At 33.3% G+C, this 26,336-nt stretch carries 12 protein-coding genes and 1 tRNA gene; 5 read left to right on the top strand and 8 right to left on the bottom strand.

Translation table 11 applies throughout. The annotated features are described in order from the left end of the window. Positions 1-21 precede the first annotated feature (21 nt). From Z053_RS0114595 to Z053_RS0114560, 8 genes are all read right to left on the bottom strand, one after another. Positions 22-1,809: a tetratricopeptide repeat protein gene (locus Z053_RS0114595; RefSeq protein ID WP_025665748.1), complete on the bottom strand. Its 1,788-nt coding sequence runs from the start codon at positions 1,807-1,809 to the stop codon at positions 22-24. Between the two features lie 58 nt (positions 1,810-1,867). Continuing rightward, positions 1,868-3,139 (bottom strand): serine--tRNA ligase, encoded by a 1,272-nt coding sequence (serS, locus tag Z053_RS0114590; RefSeq protein WP_025665747.1) that lies wholly within the window; start codon positions 3,137-3,139, stop codon positions 1,868-1,870. A 214-nt stretch (positions 3,140-3,353) separates the two neighbouring features. Next, the gene (locus Z053_RS0114585) at positions 3,354-5,252 is read right to left on the bottom strand and encodes a tetratricopeptide repeat-containing sensor histidine kinase (protein ID WP_025665746.1); all 1,899 of its coding nucleotides are present in this window, start codon (positions 5,250-5,252) and stop codon (positions 3,354-3,356) included. Positions 5,253-5,465: 213 nt separating this feature from the next. Further along, positions 5,466-6,791, bottom strand: a complete 1,326-nt coding sequence (locus tag Z053_RS0114580) for an HTTM domain-containing protein (RefSeq protein WP_025665745.1) — start codon at positions 6,789-6,791, stop codon at positions 5,466-5,468. Further along, positions 6,788-7,720: a bifunctional riboflavin kinase/FAD synthetase gene (locus tag Z053_RS0114575; protein ID WP_025665744.1), complete on the bottom strand. Its 933-nt coding sequence runs from the start codon at positions 7,718-7,720 to the stop codon at positions 6,788-6,790. The genes Z053_RS0114580 and Z053_RS0114575 overlap by 4 nt, the downstream gene beginning before the upstream one ends. A 165-nt stretch (positions 7,721-7,885) precedes the next feature. After that, positions 7,886-8,512: an aminoacyl-tRNA hydrolase gene (gene pth / locus Z053_RS0114570; RefSeq protein WP_025665743.1), complete on the bottom strand. Its 627-nt coding sequence runs from the start codon at positions 8,510-8,512 to the stop codon at positions 7,886-7,888. Between the two features lie 202 nt (positions 8,513-8,714). Beyond that, positions 8,715-9,350: a 50S ribosomal protein L25/general stress protein Ctc gene (locus tag Z053_RS0114565; protein WP_025665742.1), complete on the bottom strand. Its 636-nt coding sequence runs from the start codon at positions 9,348-9,350 to the stop codon at positions 8,715-8,717. 24 nt (positions 9,351-9,374) lie between these two features. After that, on the bottom strand, positions 9,375-10,316 hold the full coding sequence (locus Z053_RS0114560; protein WP_025665741.1) for a ribose-phosphate pyrophosphokinase: 942 nt from the start codon (positions 10,314-10,316) through the stop codon (positions 9,375-9,377). 146 nt (positions 10,317-10,462) lie between these two features. Here Z053_RS0114560 and Z053_RS0114555 point away from each other — a divergent pair. The 5 genes from Z053_RS0114555 to Z053_RS0114530 all read left to right on the top strand — a co-directional run bounded on the left by Z053_RS0114555 (position 10,463) and on the right by Z053_RS0114530 (position 26,329). After that, a tRNA-Leu gene (locus Z053_RS0114555) sits at positions 10,463-10,544 on the top strand. Positions 10,545-10,785: 241 nt separating this feature from the next. Beyond that, the gene (locus Z053_RS0114550; protein WP_025665740.1) at positions 10,786-11,613 is read left to right on the top strand and encodes a helix-turn-helix domain-containing protein; all 828 of its coding nucleotides are present in this window, start codon (positions 10,786-10,788) and stop codon (positions 11,611-11,613) included. Between the two features lie 84 nt (positions 11,614-11,697). Further along, the gene (locus Z053_RS0114545; RefSeq protein ID WP_035096243.1) at positions 11,698-13,131 is read left to right on the top strand and encodes a serine hydrolase domain-containing protein; all 1,434 of its coding nucleotides are present in this window, start codon (positions 11,698-11,700) and stop codon (positions 13,129-13,131) included. Positions 13,132-14,920: 1,789 nt separating this feature from the next. Next, on the top strand, positions 14,921-15,484 hold the full coding sequence (locus tag Z053_RS0114535) for a UpxY family transcription antiterminator (RefSeq protein WP_025665738.1): 564 nt from the start codon (positions 14,921-14,923) through the stop codon (positions 15,482-15,484). 291 nt (positions 15,485-15,775) lie between these two features. Next, the gene (locus Z053_RS0114530; protein WP_025665737.1) at positions 15,776-26,329 is read left to right on the top strand and encodes an SDR family NAD(P)-dependent oxidoreductase; all 10,554 of its coding nucleotides are present in this window, start codon (positions 15,776-15,778) and stop codon (positions 26,327-26,329) included. Positions 26,330-26,336 lie beyond the last annotated feature (7 nt).

Raw genomic sequence — 26,336 nt, 5'->3', positions numbered from 1 at the left:
AAGTAAAGAGCTACAGGTGATTTAATTTATAGCATCTCCTCTTAGAGTTCTGTATTTTTTTCGCGCTTCTACAAAATAGATACTATCAGCGTGATTAAAAATTATCTTTTCGTATAATTCTTTAGCTTTTTCAGGTTCTCCGAGCTCATTCACATAGAGTTCGGCTAGCCAATAATAAGCATCATCAACAAGAATATCATCGTTATAAAACTCGATAATTTTTAGATAATTGATTTTAGCTTTTTCGAATTGCTTTTCTTTTTCAAATAGTTTTGCCTGGCGTAAAAAAGCTTCATCCTCAATTTTTTCACCTTTATGCTGAGTTAAGATAATTTCATACATCGCAATTGCATCCTGATTTTTATTCTGAAAAGCTAATAGATCGGCTTTTGCAAAAATCTTTAAAGCGGTTTGAGTAGAGTCTTCAAGAGAATTATCACTGATAATTAGACTTAGCTCCATGGCATCATTAGCAATCAATTGAGAGGTAGAAGATTTTAGTACATCGAGCTGCGTTTGTGCCCAGGCAAAATCCCCTTTGTAGTAACTGGTTTTTGCAACTTTAAATCTGGCATCTTGTGCTAGGAAATTATTTTTTAAAGCATTTTGCACCTGAGTATAGTAAATTAATGCCTGATTAAATTTTTGATCCAATACTAGGATATCTGCAATTTTCATTTTTATTCTAGAGGATTGAAACCTTGATAGAGGTTCTCTATCCAGTATATCTTTTAAAAACCGAATAGCTTCCTGTTTTTTATCCTGATTAAAAGCTAGAAAATGTGAATAATCAATTTGTAATCCTATAGTTTCTCTGCCTTTTCCATATTCCTCAAATACGGTATTATACTGTTCTATAATAGTTTTATGCTCTTTTTTGGAAGCATTATCTACTTTTGCTTTCAGGATAATTTTATGAGCAGTAAGCTTCATATCTTTTGAAGCAGGCGTTTCTAGAATATAATTTAGAATTTCTACCGCAGATTTAATGTCTTTTTCCGAAATAGCAATTCTAGCCAGGTCTATAATACCTTCTGGGCTTTCCTGTTTACGTTTGTATATTGCTTTTTCCTGTATAAATGCTTTTTTAAATTCCTTTTGTTGTACAAAAAGCCAGCTTAGCATTTCATTGTATAAGATGTCGGGATTCTGCTGAAGTTTTTTAATCAATAATTTTCTAAATATAACATTTGCCTCACCTGTTGGGGTATCTGTTATGTAGTCACTAAAATTTCGTTGTACAATATTTATATAATTAGGTTGTAATCGCAATAGTGCCAAATAACTATCAAACATTTTTTCGAGTTTTCCCTGTTCTCCATAAATTTTGGCTAATTGTACATTAAAGTTTGCCCGGGGATTATTCTTCATCCCTTTTTCATAAATTAAAGCTGCTTCATCTAACAGGCTATATTTTTCAAAAGTTTGAGCAAGAGAATAGGCATGATTCGCATTATTGTTATCATAAGTTTCTATAGCCTTATTGTAGTAAGTGCGAGCTAGCTCTGTTTTACCTTGCAGATCATAATGATGTCCTAATTCGACTAGAATTTGGGCATTATTTGGAGCCTTCTCAATTCTCTTTTTTAGAATACCCTCAGCTTTATCAAAATGTTCTAATTGTTGATGAGATTCTACTAACCCTAATAAATAGTTAATTCGGTTTGGGTTTTTGGTATATAATTTTTGATAGATAGAAAGTGCTTTTTCGTATTGTCCCTGCTGGATATAGTTCTTTGCTAACTGCTCCGACTGCGCAATCGTCGAAAAAGTAAAGAACAGGGCAATATAGAAAAAGATAAAGCGCATTTTGCAAGTTTTTTTGTAAAGATAACAAAATGCGCTTTAGTAATATGTTATGGATCCCTTAATCTATATATTCAAACCCGCAGTAAGGAACCAGTACTTCGGGGATTTTGATACCATTTGGAGTTTGGTAATTTTCTAATATACCTGCAAGTACCCTGGGTAATGCCAATGAACTTCCGTTAAGCGTATGTGCCAACTGATTTTTTCCATTTGTGTCTTTATATCTCAATTTTAAGCGATTAGCTTGGTAAGATTCAAAATTAGATACAGAACTAATCTCTAACCAGCGATCCTGTGCCGTCGAGAAAACTTCAAAATCAAATGTTAGTGCAGAAGTAAATCCAATATCTCCACCACAAAGACGTAGTATACGATACGGTAATTGTAAATCGTTAAGAATCCCTTTTATATGATCTACCATTCCATCAAGTGCCTTATATGAGTTTTCAGGGGTCTCGATACGTACAATTTCTACTTTATCAAATTGATGCAATCGATTTAATCCACGTACATGTGCACCATAAGAACCTGCCTCACGTCTAAAACATGGAGTATATCCCGTACAGCAAATAGGAAGATCACTTTCCTGTAATAGCTCATCTCTAAACATATTGGTCACAGGAACTTCTGCAGTGGGAATAAGGTATAAATCATCGCCAGTTACATGATACATTTGTCCTTCTTTATCCGGTAATTGCCCTGTACCATATCCCGATGCTTCATTAACAAGATGAGGCACCTGAAACTCTTTATACCCGGCATCGGTATTTTTATCCAAAAAATAACTAATCAAAGCACGTTGTAATCGGGCACCTTTTCCTTTATACACAGGAAAACCAGCCCCCGTTATTTTTACACCCAATTCAAAATCAATAATGTCATATTTTTTGGCAAGCTCCCAATGAGGTAATGCACCTTCTTCTAAAACAGGAATATCACCTTCACGAAAAACTTCTTCATTATCTTCATCACTTTGACCATTAGGAACAGAATCATGAGGAACATTTGGGATTGTATATAACAATTGTATTAATTTCTCCTGGATATCGGTAAGTTCTGTTGATAATTGCTTAGAGCTTTCTTTAAGTTGTGCAGTTTTCTCTTTTAGCAGGTTTGCTTTTTGTTGTTCACCGTTTTTAAACAGTAGTCCTATTTCTTTAGAGAATTTATTAGAATCTGCTAGAGTATTGTCTAATTTGGCCTGTGTGGCACGTCGACTTTCATCCAAGCCAATAATTTCTTCTAAAACAGCAGCCGCGTCAAAATTCCTTTTTGTCAAAGCTTTTATATACGCTTCTTTGTTTGCTATGATGTTTTGTACTACTAACATGATATCTTTTTTGGGCGATTTCCGGGCTATTCGTTATATCTTTTTCTAATCATCCTCAAAACCTATCCAAGGACTTCAATGATCAGGAAAAAGGATGCCACTACTATCCCTATCGCAATGAAGGAGCAAATTTAAAGAAAAGTGAGGGTTTAGGTTATAGTTCTATAAATGAATTTTAAGAAATTTATTTAAACCTATTTGCGAGTATAAAAATTTATGCAACCGGTACTTCTATATTGATAACTGTACCTCTTTGAATTACAGAGTCTATGAACATATTTCCGGATAAGGTACTTAACCGAGTCTTTATATTTTTAAATCCAATTCCATCAACTGCTTTTCCACTTTCGAAACCTACTCCGTCATCTTCAAAAAGCAGTTGTATCGAATCATCATGGTGATTAAGATAGATGTCGATATTTTTGGCTTTAGCATGTTTAAGACAATTAGTTAATAGTTCTTGTATGATTTTAAATAATTCTTCTGTAAGTGTCGGACTAATTTGGTTGATTTGATTTTTTGGATATGGGTGAAATGATATTTGTTGCCCGCTACCATTAATCACATTGTTTATATATTCCTTTATTAAGGAAGTAATTGGATTTTTTTGAAACTTTTTGGGGATAAGGTTGTGAGAAAAATCTCTTACCTGATTGTAAGTTTCATCAACTTGTTTAATAATACTAGCTTCTTGATCATCGGTTTTATCCGAGTTAGAAAGTTGCAGTTTTATACTTGCCAGATTGCCGCCAACACTATCATGTAACTCTCGCGCCAGACGTTGCCTTTCTTTATCTTGCCCTTCCATTGTAGCTTTGATCAGATTTAATTCCTGATCCTTCATCAATCCATATACTTTTTGAGTATTTACCTCTTCTTGTGATTTGTTGAGTGCTATTTGAGTCTTTAATTTCTGAAAATACATAAACAGCAGGCCAACTACTGGTAGGAGTACAGCGAGAAAACCGATTAAAAATGCTTTTTTGATAGTTCGTTGTCTTTCAAGCTCACTTTCTTTTAATAGTCGTTCTTCTTTAAGCGATAAGATCTCTTTTTCCTTTTGCAGCGTTTGATATTTAACCTCTAGTTCTTTTACAATTTTTTTATTTTGTTTTGTAGTGATTCGGTTAGAAATATCTACGTATTGGGTCATTAATGCATATGCATTTTTATAATTTCCGCGAGTAGCATAAAGACTTTTTAGCATCTCGATTAATCTTTTTTGTAACTCTAGCCTGTTCCATTGTACAGCATTTACATACGCAGAGTTTAATATCATCTCTGCAGAATCATAATCTTCTAATTTATAATATACCCGACCTATTTGATATACAGCTTCTATATATAAGTCATAGAAATGGTTTTCTTGAGCTTGCTCTTTTGCAGGCATAAAGTACTCCATTGCTTTGATAGTTCGATCACTAAAAAGCTCGATTCGTCCAAGTTTTAATCGAACTTCTATCGATATTTTATTTGGAGTATCGGGAAGATCATCTAGCACAGAAAAATAATATGACTTTGCCTTTTCACTATTGTTTTTATAAAAATAAATATCTCCTAAAAACTTTCCGGCCAGTATTATGATTTCTTTATTCTTGGATTCAGCAATACAAGATTCAAAAATGGGGAGTGCTAGTTCGTATTTTTTTTGCTCCAGATATACAATACCCAATCCAAGTTGATGTTTGTAATGCATGGTTTGCATTTCAGGAATAGGAGAATTAGTAATACCTTCGATAAAGTGCCTCATCGCGCCATCATAGAGCCCGTTTTTAAGTTTTCCGTGTCCGATAATATGGTTTGCAATAGAAAGATATAGTGGTTTGTTGGTGATATTTTCTTTTAGTGCTGTTGTTTTTAAAAGATCACCATAATACGTTATAGAATCGGTATTACCCGCCTGCAAGTGTATTTGAGCTATTTTTTCGATAAGCTTTAGGCGCGTGGTAACATCAGGGCTGTTTTTAAGCTGGCGATATAACTGTGCATCTACGGTATTTGGTATAATACCAAAAAAAGTATAACCAGTATCTTTCTTGTTTTTTTGACTATGCGCAGAAAAGAAAAACAATAGAAGGATGCTACAAATTCCCTTTATTAGATATGAATGCATTGTAATGATTTTTGTGAGTCCGAAATGAGCTACACAAATTAGAGTGTATAATTTCGGGTTAAAACCGTATTTCCTTGATTTTAAACTATGCAAAACTACATAAGGTTTTGCAATGAAGTGCTATTGGGGCTAAAAAATAACTTAATTTTGGCTTGTTTTATTTAAAAAAAGAACATTTTAGCTCTTTTTTATGTCGTAAATGATAAGACTATTTTATTCTTTTTCTTCATATTTGAGAATCCACGGATTTGTGGTAAAATAATTCCACGAAGCACTGGCCAAATCAACTTTTGGATCGATAAGTGTTTGGTATTTTTTACCATTAATAGATACTTTACTACGTACATAGATCGCAATATCTTTTTCTTTTGCAGCATATTCGGCCTTGAGTTTTTGTGCAAATTGCCACATAGCATCTGGTTTTGATGATACTAATCGCAATTGTTTTTTAGAGAGATAATCGTTTTTATTAATTAATTTTTGTAGCGCTTTAGGATCATTTTTGTCTACAACATAAAAATTAGTAGTGCCGTATCGACCCCTTAACATCATACGCCAACTCATTCTATGACCTTCTTCTGTCCATAATACATCTCCCGGGATAATCCAATGACGAATAGGGAGCAGGATTTGTATAACAAACCAGACGGTTAGTATAGGAAGCAAAAATTTACGGTATGAAGGGATAATTACTTCTCCGGCATTATAAAATTCCTTTTTCCTCATAAATAAATGATGTATCCTTTCTTTAGAAAAGAAAAAGACGGTAAATGCCAATGATAAATACGGAAATATTCCTATTTGAAAAACAATAGAATTAAAAAGATGAAAAAATACACTAAAACAAAAAGCAGCAAGTCGAGTTCTCTTCCATAGTAGTAAAGGGACAATTAATAAATCGAATAAAATACCATAATAGGCAATAAAAACATGTGTCCAATGTTTCTGAAGAATATTTCCTACAATAGGATAATTTGCTTTGCCAGCCATCAAGTTTTTGGCAACAGTAAAATCTAGCCAATCAGGATATAGTTTAGCAACGGATGCATAGGTGTATACAATCCAGAGTTGAATAATAATCACCAATATACACCATCTGGGCATGGCAATTTTTTTAAGTAACGGGTTCTGTTTTACATCGACTGAGAAATAATTTCCTGCAGGTAAAGTGCACATTATTATACAAAGTAGTAGCAGGAGATAGTAGTGATTGTTATAGGATGCTTTTTGCATAAAATAGACTCCTGCCCATAATATGGTATACCCAATCATGCTCCATCTATATTTAAAACCAATCATTACTAAAAGGCCAAAAATCCCCATTATGGCAAAATAATAATACATGCCATTACCGGGTAAGGGTTGTAAAAAATCTAAACCAATAAAATTAAAGGTAAATCTGGGTTCTACTAAGGTACGGGTAACCCAGCCTGTAAAAATAGCGCCAATAGCCTCTGAAGCAATCAAAAACCCAAAAAAAACTCGAAATATAATAAGAGAACTATTATCTACTTGAGTGAATAGCCAACGATTGATCATACTAAAGAATTTATAAAATCACGAGAGAAGTCTTCATCTTGCTGCATAGCATCTTGTAATTGCTCTAGAGAATTAAATTTTTTCTCATCTCGAATACGTTTTATCATTTGGATCTGAATCTTTTTGTCATATAAATTAAAAGAAGTGTCAAAGAAATGAGTTTCTATGGTTTGTTTGGTGCCATTTACTGTAGGGTTTGTACCAATATTCATCATCCCAAAATAGGTTTTGCTATCAATAAATGATTTTACAATATAAACTCCGTTTTTTGGGATTAATTTATAATCTTCTTCGATATGTAAATTAGCAGTCGGATAGTTAAGTTTACGCCCTAATCTTTTTCCTTTTACTACCTTACCGGTTAGCATAAAGCAATATCCCAGATATGCATTTGCTTTGGTAATATTTCCATCGAATAATGCTTTTCTTATTTTGGTAGAACTTACGGCAACATCATCAAGATCTTGCTTAGAAATTTCTTCTACAGTAAAATCATTTTGTACACCATAAGAAGCAAGATCTGTAATGTTAGAATTACGATTGCGTCCAAACCGATGATCATATCCTATAATAACATGTTTTACTTTAAGGCAGTCGATAAGCATCTGTTGTACATACTCTCCTGCGCTTAGACGAGAGAATTCTTTGGTAAATGGATGAATAACCAGATTGTCTAGTCCGGTCTTTTCTAAAATCTGTATACGCTCATCAATAGTATTGATAAGCTTGATATCAGAATCCTGTTGTAACACCATTCTGGGGTGAGGAAAAAATGTAAGAATAACTGACTCCAGATTATTTTTCCTGGCACTTTCTATCAGGCGTTCTATTATTTTTTTGTGGCCAATATGTACGCCATCAAAAGTACCTATAGTAACTACAGACTGAATCTGGCTATCATATGTTTTTGCATTTGTATAACGTTTCATCTGTTCATTTTTGATTTGATTTCAACTGTCAGATAGAATTCGTTAATGAATAATATAGTCTGTCTATTGCTAGGTAGATAAGCATTGGTATGATTGTTATAGCTCATTTTGAGAAGTAAGATTTTAAGCAATTGTAAAAATAAAAAATAGTTCTGAGACATTTCTTTATTTTCCGTTAAAGGTATTCATTGTATTTGATGTTCCTGCTGTGGTAAAAGATTTGATCAAAGCGATTCCTTTTTCTAATCGTTCTGGTATAGCAGATTCTTCTTCAGGACTCCACTCTCCCAAGACATAATCTACTTGCCTGCCTTTGCCAAATTCATTGCCAACTCCAAATCTAAATCTACAATATTTAGAAGTTTGTAATTGTGCTTCGATATCTTTAAGTCCATTATGACCACCGGCACTACCTTTGGATTTGAGTCGGATAGTACCAAAAGAGAGATTGATGTCATCGGTTACAACCAAAAGGTTTTCTAAAGGTATTTTTTCTTTCTCTAGCCAATATCGAACTGCTTTTCCGCTAAGGTTCATATAGGTATTAGGTTTAAGAAGTATAATGGTTCTCCCTTTGTGTTTGTATGTGGTAAGATCACCTAGTTTTTTGGTTTCAAAAACAAGATTTTCTTCTTTGGCCAAAGCATCCAGAATTTTAAAACCGATATTATGACGAGTATTGTGGTATTTTGGACCAATATTACCGAGACCGGCAACAAGAAATTTTTTCATGAGATCTTCTTGAGTTTCATGGGGTTGTTTAGAAAATAATTTTTTAATTATCGAAAACATGTTGTTTTTGTTTGCGTAAGGGATAGGAGCGGCATCCTTTTTTTGTTATCCAGAGGCTAGTCGAAGGATTGCAAAAAAAGATACAGCATATAGCCCGGCCTCCACGCCGAAGTGGGGTACGCCCCAAAAATTTCTATAAAAATAAAAAAAGCATTCTGAATTCAATTCAGAATGCTTTTATATTATATTAAAACTATAAAGATTATGCTTCTGCTGCAGGAGCTTCTGCGCCTTCGGTTGCACCTTCAGCTGCACCTTCGGTTTCTTCTTCTTCATCATCGTCTTCAACCGCTGTACGAGATGTTCTAACCATACAAACAACAGTATTGTCAGGATGTAGGATAGTAAAGTCATCACTTGCTATATCGGTAACAGTTAATTTATTTCCGATTTTTAGATTAGTGATGTCTCCTTCTATAATATCTGGAAGATTAGATGCAAGACCTTTTACTTTAATACGTCTTAAGTTAAAACGTAGCACACCTCCATTACGAACACCACGAGAATTCCCTGTTGTTCTGAAAGGAATCTCCATAGTAATTGGTTTGTCGTCAAAAATTTCTATAAAGTCGATGTGTAAGATTTTATCGGTTACAGGATGAAATTGGATATCCTGTAGGATAGCATTTATTTTTGTACCATTATCCAACGCTATTACCACGGTATGAACGTCTGGAGTATACACTAAGTTTTTGAAAGCAATTTCTGGCGCTGCAAAGTGTACAATAGTGTCTCCACCATAAATAACACAAGGTACCTGTCCAGCATTACGTAAGGCTTTTGTTGCTTTCTTGCCTACGCTTTCTCTTTGAGATGCATTGATTGTTAATGATTTCATTTTAAAAAATTTATTAATTATTATTTACATTATAAAGTTAGAACTGATCGACTGATTGTTATGAACTCGGTTCATTACATCTGCAAATAGATTTGCACAGCTTACAACTCTGATTTTACTGCTTTTTTGTTTTAGAGGAATAGAATCGGTTACAATTAATTCTTCTAGTTTCGAGTTTTCTAATCGCTCATAAGCATTACCCGAAAGGATAGGGTGAGTACAGATCGCTCTAACACTTTTTGCACCTCTCTCTATCATTAGATCTGCCGCTTTGGTTAATGTTCCGGCAGTGTCTACCATGTCATCTACTAATACTACATTTTTTCCGGTAACATTTCCAATGAGTTCCATATGTGAAATTACATTGGCTTTTGCTCTTTGCTTATAACATATTACTACATCACTCATTAATGCTTTAGAATACGCATAAGCTCTTTTTGATCCTCCCATATCTGGAGAAGCAATCGTAAGATTATCCAGATTTAATGACTGCAAGTAAGGTAAGAAGATAGTAGATGCAAAAAGGTGATCTACTGGCTTTTCAAAGAATCCCTGAATTTGATCTGCATGTAGATCCATTGTGATGATTCTTGTAGCTCCTGCTGTTTCCAACATTTTTGCAATTAACTTTGCGGCGATCGGAACTCTTGGTTTGTCTTTTCTATCCTGGCGAGCCCATCCATAATATGGCATTACTGCTGTAATATGTCTTGCAGAGGCTCTTTTGGCAGCATCAAGCATTAATAACATTTCCATAAGATGATCAGAATTTGGATGTGTTGATCCAATAATAAAAACTCTGGATCCTCTTACAGATTCTTCAAAAGAAGGTTGAAACTCACCATCACTATAGGTCGATGTAATAACATTACCTAGTTTAGCACCATAGGCAGTTGCTATTTTTTCTGCAAGTTCGGTACTTTGACTACATGTAAAAAACTTTGCTTCTGTAACTGAGGCTGGCATAGGGTAAAATGTTGTATTGTAATGAGTTAAAACTTTTTTCTAAAAACAAGGTGCAAATTTAAAAATTTATTTTCACTCTGACCTTTATTTTGTTACTTATTTAATGGCTAGAAAAAAATATTTTGCTAATTTTGCCATCCGAATATGCTCGAGTGGCGGAACTGGTAGACGCGCTGGATTCAAAATCCAGTTCTTTCGGGAGTGTGGGTTCGATTCCCACCTCGAGTACTTAGATCAACCCTTTGGTTTTCAAAGGGTTTTTTGTTTTTGAGTGCTTATTGTTTCTTTTTCTTTTAGATTTAAAATAGATGGGGTCAACTTCAATAGGAATATACAAACGGTAATATAGTCTAATCAATATCCACTTAGACAGACGAATACCTTAAATGAATTGAAAATTAATATCATTATTCAATTCAATTTATTATTTTCGACAATCCCTCAACGGTATTAATAAACTAAAATATAGGTGAACCTCAAATTTATAGAACCTGAAAATCAAGTTTTAAAAGAAATCTTATTAGGCTATTATATTACTGAGTTTGAAGAACCACTTAATTACTTAATATTTCCTAATAATAATATTATCATTTCAAGCTCTTTTAATGTAAATATTAATTATTCGGGTAGTTCTATTAGTATTAATCCATCAAAAAAAAATGATATCGTTTCTGATATTATTTGTACTTATGATAAACCATTCAAAATAATTTCAAAAGGGAGGTATAAAGAAATTACGTTTGTCTTTAATCCTCTCGGGTTTAATAGTCTTATTAAAAAACCTCTTTTTGATCTAAAAATTGGCAATAATGAATTCTCTCCATTTATTTTATTTGATGACTATACCAAACTGATTCTTGAAATATCCAATATGGATAACTTAAAAACAATAAAAGAAGAAATTGAAAAATATTGGCTTTCAAAACATATAGGTTTTAAGAATGAAACGCTAAAGAGTATAGTTAATGAAATTATACAAAATCCAAATATTGAGATAAATACCTTATCGAATAAGTATAATATTTCCAGGCAATATCTTAATCGATTATTTAAACTACATTTTTGTAAATCTCCAAGTAAATTTAAAAAAACTCAGCGGTTTCGCAATGCATTAAAAAAACATGCAGAATCTAAATTTCCTAAAAAATCATTAACCAATTTAACATACGAAAGCCTATACTACGACCAGTCTCATCTGATTAAAGATTTTGATTACTTTTCAAAAATGTCTCCATCTACTTTTTTTAAGAAAAATAATGAATTTGAAAAAGGGCTAATTAATTGGGTCTACAGTTAGTTTACATTTTTACAATTTTTACCCGTTGATCTCACTTTTCTTTGCAGTAATATAAAGATGAATGGACTATTAATTATAAATAACATGAATAAAATAGCATTATTGTTACTTTCTATTTTGACTTTATTTTCCTGTCAAAAAAACACTTCTGAAAAGGTTTTGAAAAATGAAAAACAAGAAATTGAAACCTATCTTAAAGAACAAATAAAAACTCATGAAATCCCTGGTTTGGCATTGGCCGTAATAAAAAATGGAAAAGTCATATTTGAAGGTTATTTTGGAAAAGCAGACTTAGAAAATAATCTTTATGTAGATAAGCAGACGATATTTCCTCTGTATTCTATAACTAAACTTATAGTGTCAACAGCTGTGTATCAACTTATAGAGCAAGGAAAGCTCTCTCTAGAAGATACTATATCTCAATATATTGATAATTTACCTAATGAATGGAAGGATATTAAAATAATACACCTATTAACACATTCTTCGGGATTACCTGATTTTACTTTTGAAGATAGAGAACTTACCGACAAAGAATTAAAATCAAAACTATTTAAAGAGAAAATTCACTTTGAAAAAGGAAACCAATATGAATATAATCAAACCAATTACTGGTTTATCGCACAGATTATTGAAAAAATTACAAAACAAACAGTGGCCGAGTTTGTTTTAAAAAATCAATTTTCCGAAAACAAAGGTGAAGTACTGATCTCATCCAATTTTAAAGACTCTATTCCTAATAGAGCAAACAGATATTACTTTGTCAAAGAGTTGAAACAATATCGTAATTCAAATGCCAACTTTCAAAAAAGATCTCATGCTGCAAATGGTTTGAATTCAACATTGAGAGAGTTTATCCAGTGGAATAAACGTCTTGATGAAAATTTGCTATTAAAAAACGAAACAAAATTTAACATGTGGAAACCTTTTGATTATGCAAACGGAACAGATAAATTTCTTTATGGATGGAAAATATATACTTCAAACAGTACTATTTCTTATGGACTTACAGGGGGGTTACAGACTGGTTATAGAAAATTTGTAGCAAATGATTTAACAGTTATCATATTAACAAACGGAAGCAAGTATTTCCCTGTTCATAATAGTATTATTAATAGGATTGCAGGTATAGTTGACGCTACATTATTTGATAAAAAACTAGTAGTTGAACAAATCTTAATATCATCCTTTCTAGATAAGGATTTGGATAAAGCAGTAAAAAAATATTATAAACTAAAAGAAGAAAACCCAAATATATCATTTGAAGAAAACCTTAATACTTTAGGTTATATTTTTCTAAACAACAATATGGTGAAAAAAGCTATTAAGATTTTCGAGATCAATGTAAATGACAATCCCGAATCGGCCAATTGTTATGATAGTTTAGCAGAAGCATATTTAGTAAATAATCAATTTGAACTTTCAAAAAATATATATAAAAAATCATTAAAATTAAATCCTGAAAACAATAATGCTAAAGCAATGATTGAGGCGATTGAAAAGCGAATTAAAGGATGACTTGGAGTTGACACCTTTATTCTGATTTAACACAGTTTATGTTATTGATTCTTTTACACTTTGACTACTTATTCTTATGGACAACTCTCACGCAAATCAAACAAAAACTATTTACAGCTTTCTAAGAATTTGAAGACTATATTTTATTGTCGATAAAATGCCTTTAGAAATCTGTAATTATTATAATTATAGGACGATCTTGTATTTGCAAAAAAATGTCATTTTGGTTATCCAGATAAGATATTGCGCTTCCTCACAAAATAGTATTAGGAATATAAATTCTTGTTAAAATAAGTTTTTTTTCTACTTTTTGTTAAGTATTCATTAAAAACGAACAAGATGTAATTATTTGATCCATAATGTGTTGTAATTATTTAAATCTGCTTGAAAAATGCAATGTGTTCAAATTGTTATTTATACTAGCATTCACAATAAAATTAACATAAAATTAAGAAGATATGTGAGAAAGTCATTATAATTTTACTGGTGAAATAATCTTTGTTAAAGAAACAAAGTGAAATTTCATTACCATTTCTTGTTCTGTTATTAGAAATAAGAGATGTTTAAAAGGAGAGCACAGGTCAAGCAAATTTTGCTAATTGACCAACCCCCGGTGTGATTTTCGAATCTTATCGAATTTTAATAATACCAATACCCCACTAATTACTTTTTAAAACAAATAAAATACAGTTGATTGGAAAATGCTAATTGACCAGCTTGAAGTATGCCCAATCATAAAAACACATATTCACAACCACGACAGGTCTAATTAAGGTCTCAGCTTTTTTAGTCGATCTTAATAAGATTAAAGATTATTATCAACTCTTAACAAACCAACTTAAATAATGACTACACCTAAACCACACTAGATTTTTTAAACAAATAAGAATCAGTTGATTGGAAAATGCTAATTGACCAGCTTAAAGTATGTCCAATTGTAAAACTTACATCTACAACCACACGTCTCATTAAGGTTATTTCTTAATAAGATTAAAGATTATTATCAACTCTTAAAACAAACCAACTTAAATAATGACTACACCTAAACCACACTAGATTTTTTAAACAAATAAGAATCAGTTGATTGGAAAATGCTAATTGACCAGCTTAAAGTATGTCCAATTGTAAAACTTACATCTACAACCACACGTCTCATTAAGGTTATTTCTTAATAAGATTAAAGATTATTATCAACTCTTAAAACAAACCAACTTAAATAATGACTACACCTAAACCACACTAGATTTTTTAAACAAATAAGAATCAGTTGATTGGAAAATGCTAATTGACCAGCTTAAAGTATGTCCAATTGTAAAACTTACATCTACAACCACACGTCTCATTAAGGTTATTTCTTAATAAGATTAAAGATTATTATCAACTCTTAAAACAAACCAACTTAAATAATGACTACACCTAAACCACACTAGATTTTTTAAACAAATAAGAATCAGTTGATTGGAAAATGCTAATTGACCAGCTTAAAGTATGTCCAATTGTAAAACTTACATCTACAACCACACGTCTCATTAAGGTTACTTCTTAATAAGATTAAAGATTATTATCAACTCTTAAAACAAACCAACTTAAATAATGACTACACCTAAACCACACTAGATTTTTTAAGCTAATAAGAATCAGTTGATTGGAAAATGCTAATTGACCAGCTTAAAGTATGCCCAATTGTAAAATATACTCACAACCACACACCTAATAAGGCTATAGCTTTTTTAGTGGATCTTAATAAGATTAAAGATCATTATCAACTCTTAATAAACCGACTTAAATAATGAATACAGCTAAACCTAATGAGACCATATATCCTAGATTGGTATTGGAAAGAAGAAGAAAAAGAAATGAAAAAAACTGGTATATTTTTTATACCTCACCACGTGCCGAAAAAATAGTGTACAACGATCTTTTGGCAAGAGAATATGATGCATTTCTTCCATTAACCAGAACATTGAAAGTATGGAAAAACAGACAGAAGAAACTTATAGAATCTCCACTTTTTCCAGGTTATATTTTCGTAAACACTAAAATGAGTGAGATTTATGATATTTCGAGACTTCCCAAAATAGCTACATATATTAAATGTGGACAAAATCCTTCAGTCATTTCACCAAATGATATAAATACTATCAAAAAAATGCTATTACTTGAAGAAGATGTTTCTGTCGAAACTACTTTTTATGAAGGAGAACAAGTAAAAATTATTCACGGGCCATTAACGGGCCACGAAGGCATTTTGGTAGAGCAAAAAGGTAAAACAAGATTTGGGATTCGTCTCAAAGAAATAAACCATACTGTATTTATTAATGTTTGTACCAATATTTTGCAAAAAAATAAATAGTCCCTGTCCGGTGGTTAAAGAAAGGTAACCAAACCCTCTTCCCGTATTTTCAAAATATCCCTTTGGTGTTAATCTGGATTATTATCACTATCCACACCTCATGTCTTTAAAATTGAGGTTATAAAACACGAAAAAAGCAATTTTGTGCTTAGGAAAGGGAACGAACAGATCTTAATAAATTTTTATAAAAAGTATCAGAGATATTTGTCGATTTTGTGTAGTTACTACACTACAAAAACTCAGAAAAATATTAATCATTCAGATACCTTTTCATAGTTACCATACAAGAAAATGATAGATAAAGAAATACTATTAGAATCAACAGAGTGTTATCTAAAATCTCTTATATCTGAATTTACTCAAATATCAATAGGAGATAATTGTGTATCTACTCCATTTCAGGAGTTAGGAATCGATTCATTTCGTATCCTTCAGATTATCAAGAAATTAGAAGAAGAGTTTGGGACTTTGCCAAAGACCTTACTTTTTGAAAATTTCAATATTGGTGATTTAAGCTATTATTTTGTTGATAAATATGAAGGAGTACTAAGAGAGAAATTTAAGAAAGAAAAGGAAGATAGTGATCGAGTCGTATACACTAATGAAGAATCATTAAATTCTATCGAAGAAACCACAAAAATAATTGATAATCAATTTGATCTATCTGCGAGAGAAACTCCTATTCTTATATTAGAAAAAGAAGCTAATAAACATCCAGAATTACTAAAGCTGGTAGAAAAACTATTTAACCAATATAAGAATGAAGGCTCTGCATCAAGAGGCACAAGAAATATAGCTCCTAATCTTTTTATTGGGGCAGAAAAAAAGGGATATTTTAATTATAGTCGTTATAAGGATATCATACTAGTGTATAGTTATACAGGAGCCAAAGATTATCTATCTGTTATTACAGAAGAAATATATCAATACTGTATCAACAATAATTTTGAACTCAATCTTTTCACGGTTGATCAAGTAGAATCGATAGGAGGAGTTTTATTTACAGCCACTCCTTTTGGCGTTTTGTCAAGGGTAAATATAAAAGATTTCACGCTTCAAGGAAGCAAGATGCGTCGTTTACGATATCAGGTATCAAAGTTTGAAAAAGCAGGAAAATGTAGAACCGAGGAATATCAAAATGGTTCTGATAAAAAGGTAGACAAAAATATTACCAGAATTATAGACGAATGGTGTGCACCAAGAACAATGGTTAACCCACTCATTCATATAGTCAAAGAAGAAATTCTATCTGGTAACTTAAGTGCAGAACACAGGCTTTTTCTAACATATCTCGACGATGTCCTGCAGAATGTAATCCTTATCTCAAAATTATCATCAGAAGAGAATGGATATTTAATGGATTTAGAATTCTACCCAAAGGGGATGCCTCTGGGAGGATTAGAATTTGCAATTGTAGAGATTATCAAAATTTTAAAAACCGAAGAACATTCTACTTTAAGTTTAGGAGGTACATATGGTTGTAAACTAAACTCTTCATCAAATGCAGATCCAGAATTAGATAAAACACTGGATTACCTACGTGGGCAAAATATTTTTAACGATGAAGGAAATTTGCAATTCAAAAATAAATTCAGACCAGAACATAATACTGTATTTCTCTCCAGACCCGTAGGAAGCAATCCTGATAATGTAACCGATATTATTATGATGATTGCAGATCCGATGAAAATGCAAACTTCAGACCAAGAAAATCATACATTCACCAAATTATATAAGCAAACTGCTACATTAGAATCAAAAACAGGAAAACAGGATACATTAAATGCAAATGGAGAGTATAATCAAGTAAAAGAAAATCCACAAGAAGAGAAACATGCAGTGGTGATTGAAGGAGAAGAAAGGTCTGTTATGCTATCAAATTATGGTTATAACCCTTTAAATATTCCAGATGATCAGGTTACATTTGATCTAAAAACCGATTCGTGGGCTCAACTAGAGTTACCAGCTATTCAAAATCAGTTAGGCTTTTTATACACACAGATGCAACAACCAGTTGATCTGGCCGAGAGTTTAAGAAGCATATTTCCTTTTTCTTATTTTACGTTAACCACTGCAGGCCGTACTGCAGAACATGCTTTTTGTAAATCATGGCCTAAAAAAGGGAAAGTGCTTCAGAACCTGCTTTTTCCTACCATGATTTTTAATCAGATTGAAAATGGATTTACACCAATAGAGTTACCACATCCAGAGGTATACAAGTTAGATTCTGAAGACCAATATAAAGGAAACTTAAATTGGGAAGCTCTTAAAAAACAAGTAAAAGAAGACACAGAGTCGATAGCTTTTGTTTTTATCGAAATGAATGATAATGCTGCTGGTGGAGCGCCAGTATCCTTACAACATCTCAAACAAGTCAAAGCCTTCCTTTCAGAATATGCTATTCCTCTTGTTTTTGATACTACAAGAATTGTAGAAAATGCGTTATTTATCTTAGAACATGAAAACGAATTTACTGGGAAGAATGTCTGGGATGTAGTACGGGAAATGATCTCTTATGCAGATGCAATAATTGCAAGTTTGGCTAAGAATTTTTGCGTAGATAAAGGAGGATTGATAGGTACCAATGATGTTGAACTTTACAATAAAATTCAAAGCTTTATTCAGGAAGAGAGCATTGGGCTTGATGTAATTGATAAAAAAGTTATTGCGTTATCATTTCATAACAGAAATAAGATTGAGACTCGGGTTCGTAATAGATTGCAATCTGTACAGACAATCTGGAAGGTTTTAAAACAACAAGGAATTCCTGTTGTACAACCCGCATTGGGGCACTGTATATTGATTGATGTTAAACAAATTCCTGAATTTAAATTATTTGAGCACCAAGTGGCGTCATTTGTATCCTGGTTATATTTAAATACAGGGATTCGGGCAGGAGCTCATAATGTAGGAATGCAAAAAGATACAGAAATTAATAATCTGGTACGCTTGGCTATACCTGTAGGTTTAAAACAGGAAAAAATAGAAGAAATTGCTAATAGGTTGATTAAAGCCTTTAAGAAGAAAATTAATATTCCTGAGATCTTACCAAAGGGCAATCAGTCAGAAACATTTGGTAATATACATACCAATTTCAAACTCAAAAAGTATCATAACACTTCTGGAGAAGTAGTTTCAAAAACACTCAATTCTGAAACCTCTTCAATACATAACGACACTAATACCTCTGTTGCAGAAAGTAAAGGAAAATCTACCCAGATTCATTCAGATATTAAGACAAAAGAAACAGCAGAAAATCAGAATATACTTAGTGATAAGCCATATCAAACCGCTGATATTGCTATCGTTGGGATAGCCGGCCGTTATCCTAAGGCCAAAAACATGAATGAATTCTGGAATAACCTAACTCAAGCAAAAGATTGTGTCGAGGATATACCAGATGTTCGTCTTGGGCAACGCCTTCATAATAAGTTTTCAGAAAAATATCGAGGAGGTTTCATCGATGATATTGATAAATTTGATTCACTGTTTTTTAACATATCTCCTAGAGAAGCTGAATATCTGGATCCACAGGAAAGACTTTTTCTTGAAGTGGCTTGGGAAGCTATCGAAGACGCTGGTTATTATCCAGAAACATTAGTAGATGACGATGCTTCCCGAAATATAGGGGTTTATGTAGGAGCTGTATGGACACTTTATCAGGTAATCGGTACAGAAGAAAAGCTGCAAGGAAATTTTGTTAGCCCTAGTTCACATTTATGGGGTATTGCTAATCGGGTATCATACGCTTTTAACCTTTCTGGCCCAAGTTTACCTATAGACACGGCTTGTTCCTCAAGTTTAAGTGCATTATATCTAGCTTGTGAAGCAATCTATAAAGGAGAATGTTCTGGTGCCATTGTAGGAGGAGTTAATCTTGACGTGCATCAAAGCAAAATAGACATTAATAAAAGTGGCGGAGCACTTTCTGCAGATGGCGTATGTCGTACCTTTGGTAAAGGCGCTAACGGCTATGTAGCCGGCGAAGGTGTAGGTGCAGTTTATATTAAACCTCTTGATAAAGCAATAAAGGACGGAGATCATGTGTATGGAGTGATTAAAGGTATTGCCGTCAATCACGGAGGAAAAACAAGTGGATTTATGGTACCTAGCCCTAAATCACAGGCCCAAGTAGTTACTACTGCATTAGAAAATGCTAAAATCGACGCACGAAGCATTGGTTATATCGAAGCGCACGGAACAGGAACCGAACTGGGTGATCCTATCGAGATTTCTGGTTTAACTACAGCCTTTCAGGAATATAATGTTGATAAACAAGAATGTTCTATAGGTTCGGTAAAAACCAATATCGGACACCTTGAAGCCGCAGCTGGTATTGTAGGATTGCACAAGGTACTCTTGCAAATGAAATATAGAAAACTAGTTCCTTCTCTGCATTCTTCTGAGTTAAACCCTTTTATCGATTTTGAAAATTCTCCATTTTATGTCGAGCAAAAGGTTAAAGAATGGAAACCTAAGACAGTAGAAGGTGTTCAGTACCCGCTTCGAGCTGGTATTAGTTCTTTTGGAGCTGGTGGAGCGAATGCACATGTTATCATTGAAGAATATGTAACTCCCATTGAAGAAGAAAAAACATCATCTTCAAAGTTTAAGGAGTATATCTTTCCGCTTTCTGCTAGAAATGAAGATCAACTTCAGAAAACAGCAGCTCGTTTGTGCGCATTCCTTCAGGATGATTTGTCTGGAGAAAAACTACTTACTTGTAAAGATATTGCGCATACTTTACAAATAGGAAGAAAATCTTTTGATCATCGCCTAGTTATAATTGCAAAAACAAAAAAAGAACTGGTTCAAAAACTTACTTTATTTATTGATGGTAAGCAAGATAATACGATGCTTGTCGGAGAGGTAAAAAGCAGCCAAAATATTACACGGTTATTAAATCGTAAAGAAAAAAAAGAATTTATTAAGTTCCTGTCCCAGAGTGGAGACCTAAGTAAGCTAGCACAACTCTGGAGTGTTGGATTTCTTGCAGATTGGCAAGGAATACAAGACCTAGAAGCAGGAGCAAAGATTTCTTTACCAACTTATCCTTTTGCAGATAAAAGACATTGGATTTCTGATACTTCAAAATCATCCAACCTTAGCTTGCATTCAACCACTGCTCTTCATCCGTTAATCGATTCTAATGAGTCAACATTCGAAAGACAGGTTTTCAAAAAAACCTTTCACGATAAGGATTTCTTTATATATGATCACTTGGTATCTGAAATTCCTACTTTACCAGGTGTTGCTTATCTGGATTTTGCACGTAAAGCAGGAGAACTGGCAACCGGAAGAAAGGTTCAAATAATTAAAAATATTCTCTGGTTAAGCCCGCTCACTGTAGTTGATTCGGTACCCAGAGAAGTATGTATAGAATTGAAACCTAACGGAGGATTAGTACATTTTGAAGTATTTAGTGAAGAAGAGAATAATACAAAGCAAATATATTCGCAAGGAAAACTTATATATGCAACTCATGAGGAGTTAACTGCAGAACCCGAATATATTGATTTAGAAGAGATTCGTACAAGATGTGCAAAAGTTACCCATGGTAAGGAAGCGTATCCACTTTTTAAGTCATTAGGACTAGATTTAGGACCTAGTTTTCAAGTGCTTCAGGATATTTTCAAAAACGATGATGAAATATTAGGAGAGCTTCTTATTCCTGAAATCCGAAACAATGATTTTAATGATTACTTGCTCCATCCTTCGCTTGTAGATGGTTCTTTTCAGGCAGGTATGGCGGCACAACTAGGAGCACAAACAGGTGAAATGTTTGTACCGTATTCAATCGGTGAAGTCGAAGTTTTACAACCGCTGAAACCAAAATGTTTTAGTTATGTCAAAAAAGTAGATGATCCAGGATCAAAGGTTTCCAAAGTGAATGTTTTTATTGTGGATGAGGATGGAATGATACTTGTGAAAATCAGAGAATCTATAGGAGTTCCACTGGTTAGTGTTCACGAAAAACCAGATCAAATTAAAGAAGAAGAGGAATATTCAAAATTATATTACTCTCATGAATGGCAGAAATCTCCTTTAGAACAAGAAAAAGTATTAGCTAATGAATCAGGGGCTATTTTACTTTTCAGCCCAGATGAAAAACTTCAAAAAGTTTATAAGGATCGTTATAAAAAGAATGAAGATATTATACTGATCGAACCAGGAGATGAGTATAAGAAATTTGGAAACCATAGATATAAGGTCAATCCGAAAAATCCAGCAGATTTTAAGAAGCTTTTTGAAGCTTTGAATAAAGAGGTCATCAAAAAAATATGCTTTGCCTGGCCGATAGGTGATGAGTTAAAGGACGGTGACGAATATAACGAAGGTTTTATTGAGAAATCTTTTGACTATGGAATTTATTCATTCCTTATTCTCTGTCAATCTTTGATAGAACAAAAACTAGACAATATTCAATTATTATATCTGTATTTAGGGCAAATAGATGCTACTCAACCGCATCATGAAGCGATAAATGGCTTTGCTAAAACCCTTCAGATGGAGCATCCAAAATTGTATTGTAGGATTCTAGAAATCCAGCAATCAAAGAATTCCTATGATAAAATTCTGGATATAGCTTTAACCGAATTACATTCTGATAATTCTAACGAAATGACAATTCGTTATCAGGAAGAAGAACGTTATATCAGAAAAGTAAAAGAGTTTTCTCTACTTCAGGATAAAGATGCTGATACGACTGATAGTTTTGGGCTAAAAGAAAACGGAGTATATATTATTACTGGTGGTGCAGGAGGATTGGGACTTATATTTGCAGAATATTTAGCTGCTCAATGTAAAGCACGGTTAGTACTTACCGGGAGATCGAAACTCTCAGATGAACGTAAAATCAAATTAGATAAATTAAGCGAAGCTGGTGCAGAAGTAATATATATACCAGCAGATGTTTCGATATCTAAAGATGTAGAGAACCTGATTAAGGAGACCAAATCGAAGTTCGGGGAAATTAACGGGATTATTCATAGTGCAGGTGTTTTGAGAGATTCATACATAAGGAATAAAACACGTGAAGAAATGGAAGCGGTTTTTGCTCCCAAAGTTTACGGAACGTTGTATTTGGATAGCGTAACCAAAGATGAAGATCTGGACTTTTTTGTAACGTTTTCATCTCTTGCGGCTGTCGGAGGAAATGCAGGACAGTGTGATTATTCGTTCGCAAATCACTTTATGGATTCCTTTGCAGAGAAACGTAAATTCTTACAGGGAAAAGGAGAAAGATCAGGAGTGACATTAAGCCTTAATTGGTCTTTATGGGCAGATGGTGGAATGAGGTTGGATGAACAAACTGAAATTTTCTTTAAAAAGAATCTCGGGATAAAACCTTTAAGTATCAAAACTGGCCTGGAAGCATTTGAAAAAGGTCTTCATACCCAAAAAGCACAATTTGTTGTATTAGAAGGAGTACAGGAAAAAATAGAAAGAGCCTGGGGTATTAACGAGCAGGAAACTTCGAAAGCTGAGGTAATCGACTCCGAAACTTCAACAGATTCTGAAGTACTGGTGGATCAACAAGCAGATAAAGAATTATTTACAATGGTTCGGAATGCATTATCCGAAATTGTTATGGAGATGTTGAAACTGGACCCTGAAGATATTTCGTATGATAAGATATTATTGGATTTAGGGTTTGATTCTATAGGTTTGACAACGTATTCAAACAGAATCAACGAACTTTATGAATTGGATATAACTCCGGTACTCTTTTTTGAATATCCATCAATTAAAGAAATAGCAACATTCCTCTCCAGAGAACATAAGAATGAAGTACAGAAAACTCATAAAGTTTCAGGAGGTGCTTCTTCCTCTGATGCTAGGAAAGAAGTTAGTCAACCAACAAAAGGAAAAGAGCAACAATCAGATACGGAAAAAGGCATATATGGTATCAATAAAGGGTGGAATGCAAGTGCATTGGATCCACAATCTCCTCAATCTTCGGGAATAGAACTATCCACAGAAAGCCGTTTTATAGATCAACCTATTGCTATAGTAGGTATGAGTGGCGTTATGCCAGGGTCAGAAAATCTGGAAGAATTCTGGGAAAACCTGGAGAATGAAAAGAATTTAATTACTGTGATTCCTGAAGATCGATGGAATTGGGAGGATTACGATGGAGATCCTTTTACAGAGAAAAATAAAACCAATTCTAAATGGGGAGGTTTTATGAGTGATGTAGATAAATTCGATCCTTCATTTTTCGGTATTTCTCCTAGAGAAGCCGAAATGATGGACCCGCAACAGCGAATATTTTTAGAAACTGTCTGGAAAGCTATTGAGGATTCGGGGCATAAAGTTTCTGATCTATCGGGTACCAAAACAGGGCTATTTGTTGGAGTGGCAACAAGGGATTATGCCGATTCACTAGTAGATAATCAAATTCCGCTTGATGGATATACCGCCTCAGGAAATTCACATTCTGTATTGGTCAACCGGGTTTCTTTCCTGTTAAATCTTCGCGGACCAAGTGCTCCACTGGATACAGCGTGTTCCAGTTCTTTGATTGCAGTTCATAGAGCAATAGAATCAATACATACTGGAAGTTGTGATATGGCTATAGTTGGAGGAGTACAGCTAATGCTTACACCTGCAGCTTATATATCATTTGGAATGGCAGGTATGTTAAGTGGCGATGGTAAATGCAAAACCTTTGACAAGAGTGCAAATGGATATGTAAGAGGAGAAGGCTCAGGAGCTATATTTCTTAAACCTCTGGATAAGGCAGAAGCCGATAGAGATCATATTTATGCTGTTATTAAAGCAACTACCGAAAATCACGGAGGAAAGGTTACCATGCTTACAGCACCTAATCCTGTAGCTCAAACTGATTTGCTTGTTGAAGCTTATGAAAAGGCTCATATTGATCCCTCGACGGTGGGATATATCGAATGCCACGGTACAGGTACCAGTTTGGGAGATCCTATTGAAATTCAGGCGTTGAATAAAACATTTTCAGAATTATATAAAAAACATGATAAAGTTCCTGCAAAAACTCCTCACTGTGGTTTGTCTTCTGTAAAAACTAATATTGGTCACCTGGAGACAGCAGCCGGAATAGCAGGAGTACTGAAAGTACTACTATCTCTTAAGCATAAAAAAATACCAGCAACGCTTCATTTTGAAGAACTCAATCCGTATATCAATCTTAAAGATAGCCCACTCTACATTGTAGATAAAACACAAAATTGGGAGGTTATAAAGGATGATCAGGATAACACTCTACCAAGAAGAGCAGGAGTAAGCTCGTTTGGTTTTGGAGGAGCAAATTCACATATCGTTTTAGAAGAATATATTGAGAAAGAAGACCATTCACAAGTTCAATCAGATGAATCACATATCATTGTACTTTCAGCAAAAACTGAAGATCGACTTAAAGCATACGCTCAATTACTATATAACCATATAGAAAAACACGATATTAATATTATTGATCTTGCTTTTACACTTCAGGTAGGAAGAGATGAGATGAATGAACGATTGGCACTGGTAGTACTTTCTATTGAAGAACTGAAAGAGAAACTTTCAGACTACCTAAATCAAAAAGAAAACCTTGAAGATATTTTCTATGATAGAATTAAACAAAATAGTGCAGCTGTAATAGACTCCACAGAAAGTAATGACTTCTCAGAGAACCAGATAAATAAGTACATTAATGATAAGAATTATTCTAAGCTAGCCGAAGCTTGGGTAATGGGTATTGATATAGATTGGGTACAATTTTATGAACAAATAAAGCCAAGACGTATTAGTTTACCAACATACCCTTTTGCTCGTGAGAGATACTGGTTTAATTTGGCAGATAGTGAAAAATTGAAATCTGAAGGGGAATTTGAAAAACTTCATCCGTTGTTACATTATAACTCCTCTACACTAAACCAGCAATGTTATACTTCTATTTTTAGTGGTAAAGAATTTTTTGTAAAAGATTGTAAGATACAACAGCAAAACGTAATGCCTTTTACTGCTTGTTTAGAAATGGCATATGTAGCAGTAAAAAATGCAATGCCGGATCTTAATGAATCTATATCTCTAGAATTACGAAATACTTCTTGGGCACACCTGCTTACTCTTAAAGAAAACAAAGAAGTCAATATATCCCTTTTTGAAAATGATTATAAAGGAGTTGACTATGAAATTTATAGTACAGAAGGAGAAAAAGAAATAATTCATTGCCAGGGAGAAGTTGTCATGGGAGCAAATCAAACTTCAACAAAGATTGATATCGTACAACTTAAAACTTATTTTGCAGCAGAACTATTGGATGCAGAAAAACTTTATCACATTTTAAAGCAAATGGATATGAGTTATGGCTCTTCTTTTAAAGGAATAAAAAACTTTTATAAAGGAGAAGATCAGATCCTTGCTCTATTAAGTTTACCAGAAACTATAGTAGACGATTATGAAAACTACACTCTTCATCCGAGTCTGCTAGAGAGTTCGTTACAATTGGGAATCGGTTTATTAACCGATCTGAATCCTAAATTAAATCAACCCATATTACCTGTTGACATAGGATCTATGAAGTTGTTTTCTCCTTACCAAAAAGAATTATATGCCTGGGTACGATACTCAAAGGGAAGTAAACCAGAAGATGATATAGTGAATATAGATATTGACCTCACCAATGTATCAGGAGAGATATGTATTAAAATGAAGTCTTTGTCATTCGATAACTCTTTACATAAGCAGTCTATTAAAAATTCACATAAGGATTTTGAAATGTTAATAAACGCCATACAGAATTATGATTCAAACCAAACAGAATATACTGATACAGAAGATCACACTGTAAGTTTTGATAAATTATTAAAGGATGTATACTAAAGTAAAG

This window comes from Aquimarina megaterium XH134 (assembly GCF_000520975.1).
Classification (GTDB): domain Bacteria; phylum Bacteroidota; class Bacteroidia; order Flavobacteriales; family Flavobacteriaceae; genus Aquimarina; species Aquimarina megaterium.
The sequence above is the reverse complement of the archived record's forward strand: the minus strand, read 5'-3'. Positions and strand labels throughout refer to the sequence as shown.

What these genes read in the sequence shown, in the direction of transcription:
- Z053_RS0114595 (WP_025665748.1), bottom strand. Translation starts at nt 1,809, where the DNA reads ATGCGCTTTATCTTTTTCTATATTGCCCTGTTCTTTACTTTTTCGACG.
- serS (WP_025665747.1), bottom strand. Translation starts at nt 3,139, where the DNA reads ATGTTAGTAGTACAAAACATCATAGCAAACAAAGAAGCGTATATAAAA.
- Z053_RS0114585 (WP_025665746.1), bottom strand. Translation starts at nt 5,252, where the DNA reads ATGCATTCATATCTAATAAAGGGAATTTGTAGCATCCTTCTATTGTTT.
- Z053_RS0114580 (WP_025665745.1), bottom strand. Translation starts at nt 6,791, where the DNA reads ATGATCAATCGTTGGCTATTCACTCAAGTAGATAATAGTTCTCTTATT.
- Z053_RS0114575 (WP_025665744.1), bottom strand. Translation starts at nt 7,720, where the DNA reads ATGAAACGTTATACAAATGCAAAAACATATGATAGCCAGATTCAGTCT.
- pth (WP_025665743.1), bottom strand. Translation starts at nt 8,512, where the DNA reads ATGTTTTCGATAATTAAAAAATTATTTTCTAAACAACCCCATGAAACT.
- Z053_RS0114565 (WP_025665742.1), bottom strand. Translation starts at nt 9,350, where the DNA reads ATGAAATCATTAACAATCAATGCATCTCAAAGAGAAAGCGTAGGCAAG.
- Z053_RS0114560 (WP_025665741.1), bottom strand. Translation starts at nt 10,316, where the DNA reads ATGCCAGCCTCAGTTACAGAAGCAAAGTTTTTTACATGTAGTCAAAGT.
- Z053_RS0114545 (WP_035096243.1), top strand. Translation starts at nt 11,698, where the DNA reads ATGAATAAAATAGCATTATTGTTACTTTCTATTTTGACTTTATTTTCC.
- Z053_RS0114535 (WP_025665738.1), top strand. Translation starts at nt 14,921, where the DNA reads ATGAATACAGCTAAACCTAATGAGACCATATATCCTAGATTGGTATTG.
- Z053_RS0114530 (WP_025665737.1), top strand. Translation starts at nt 15,776, where the DNA reads ATGATAGATAAAGAAATACTATTAGAATCAACAGAGTGTTATCTAAAA.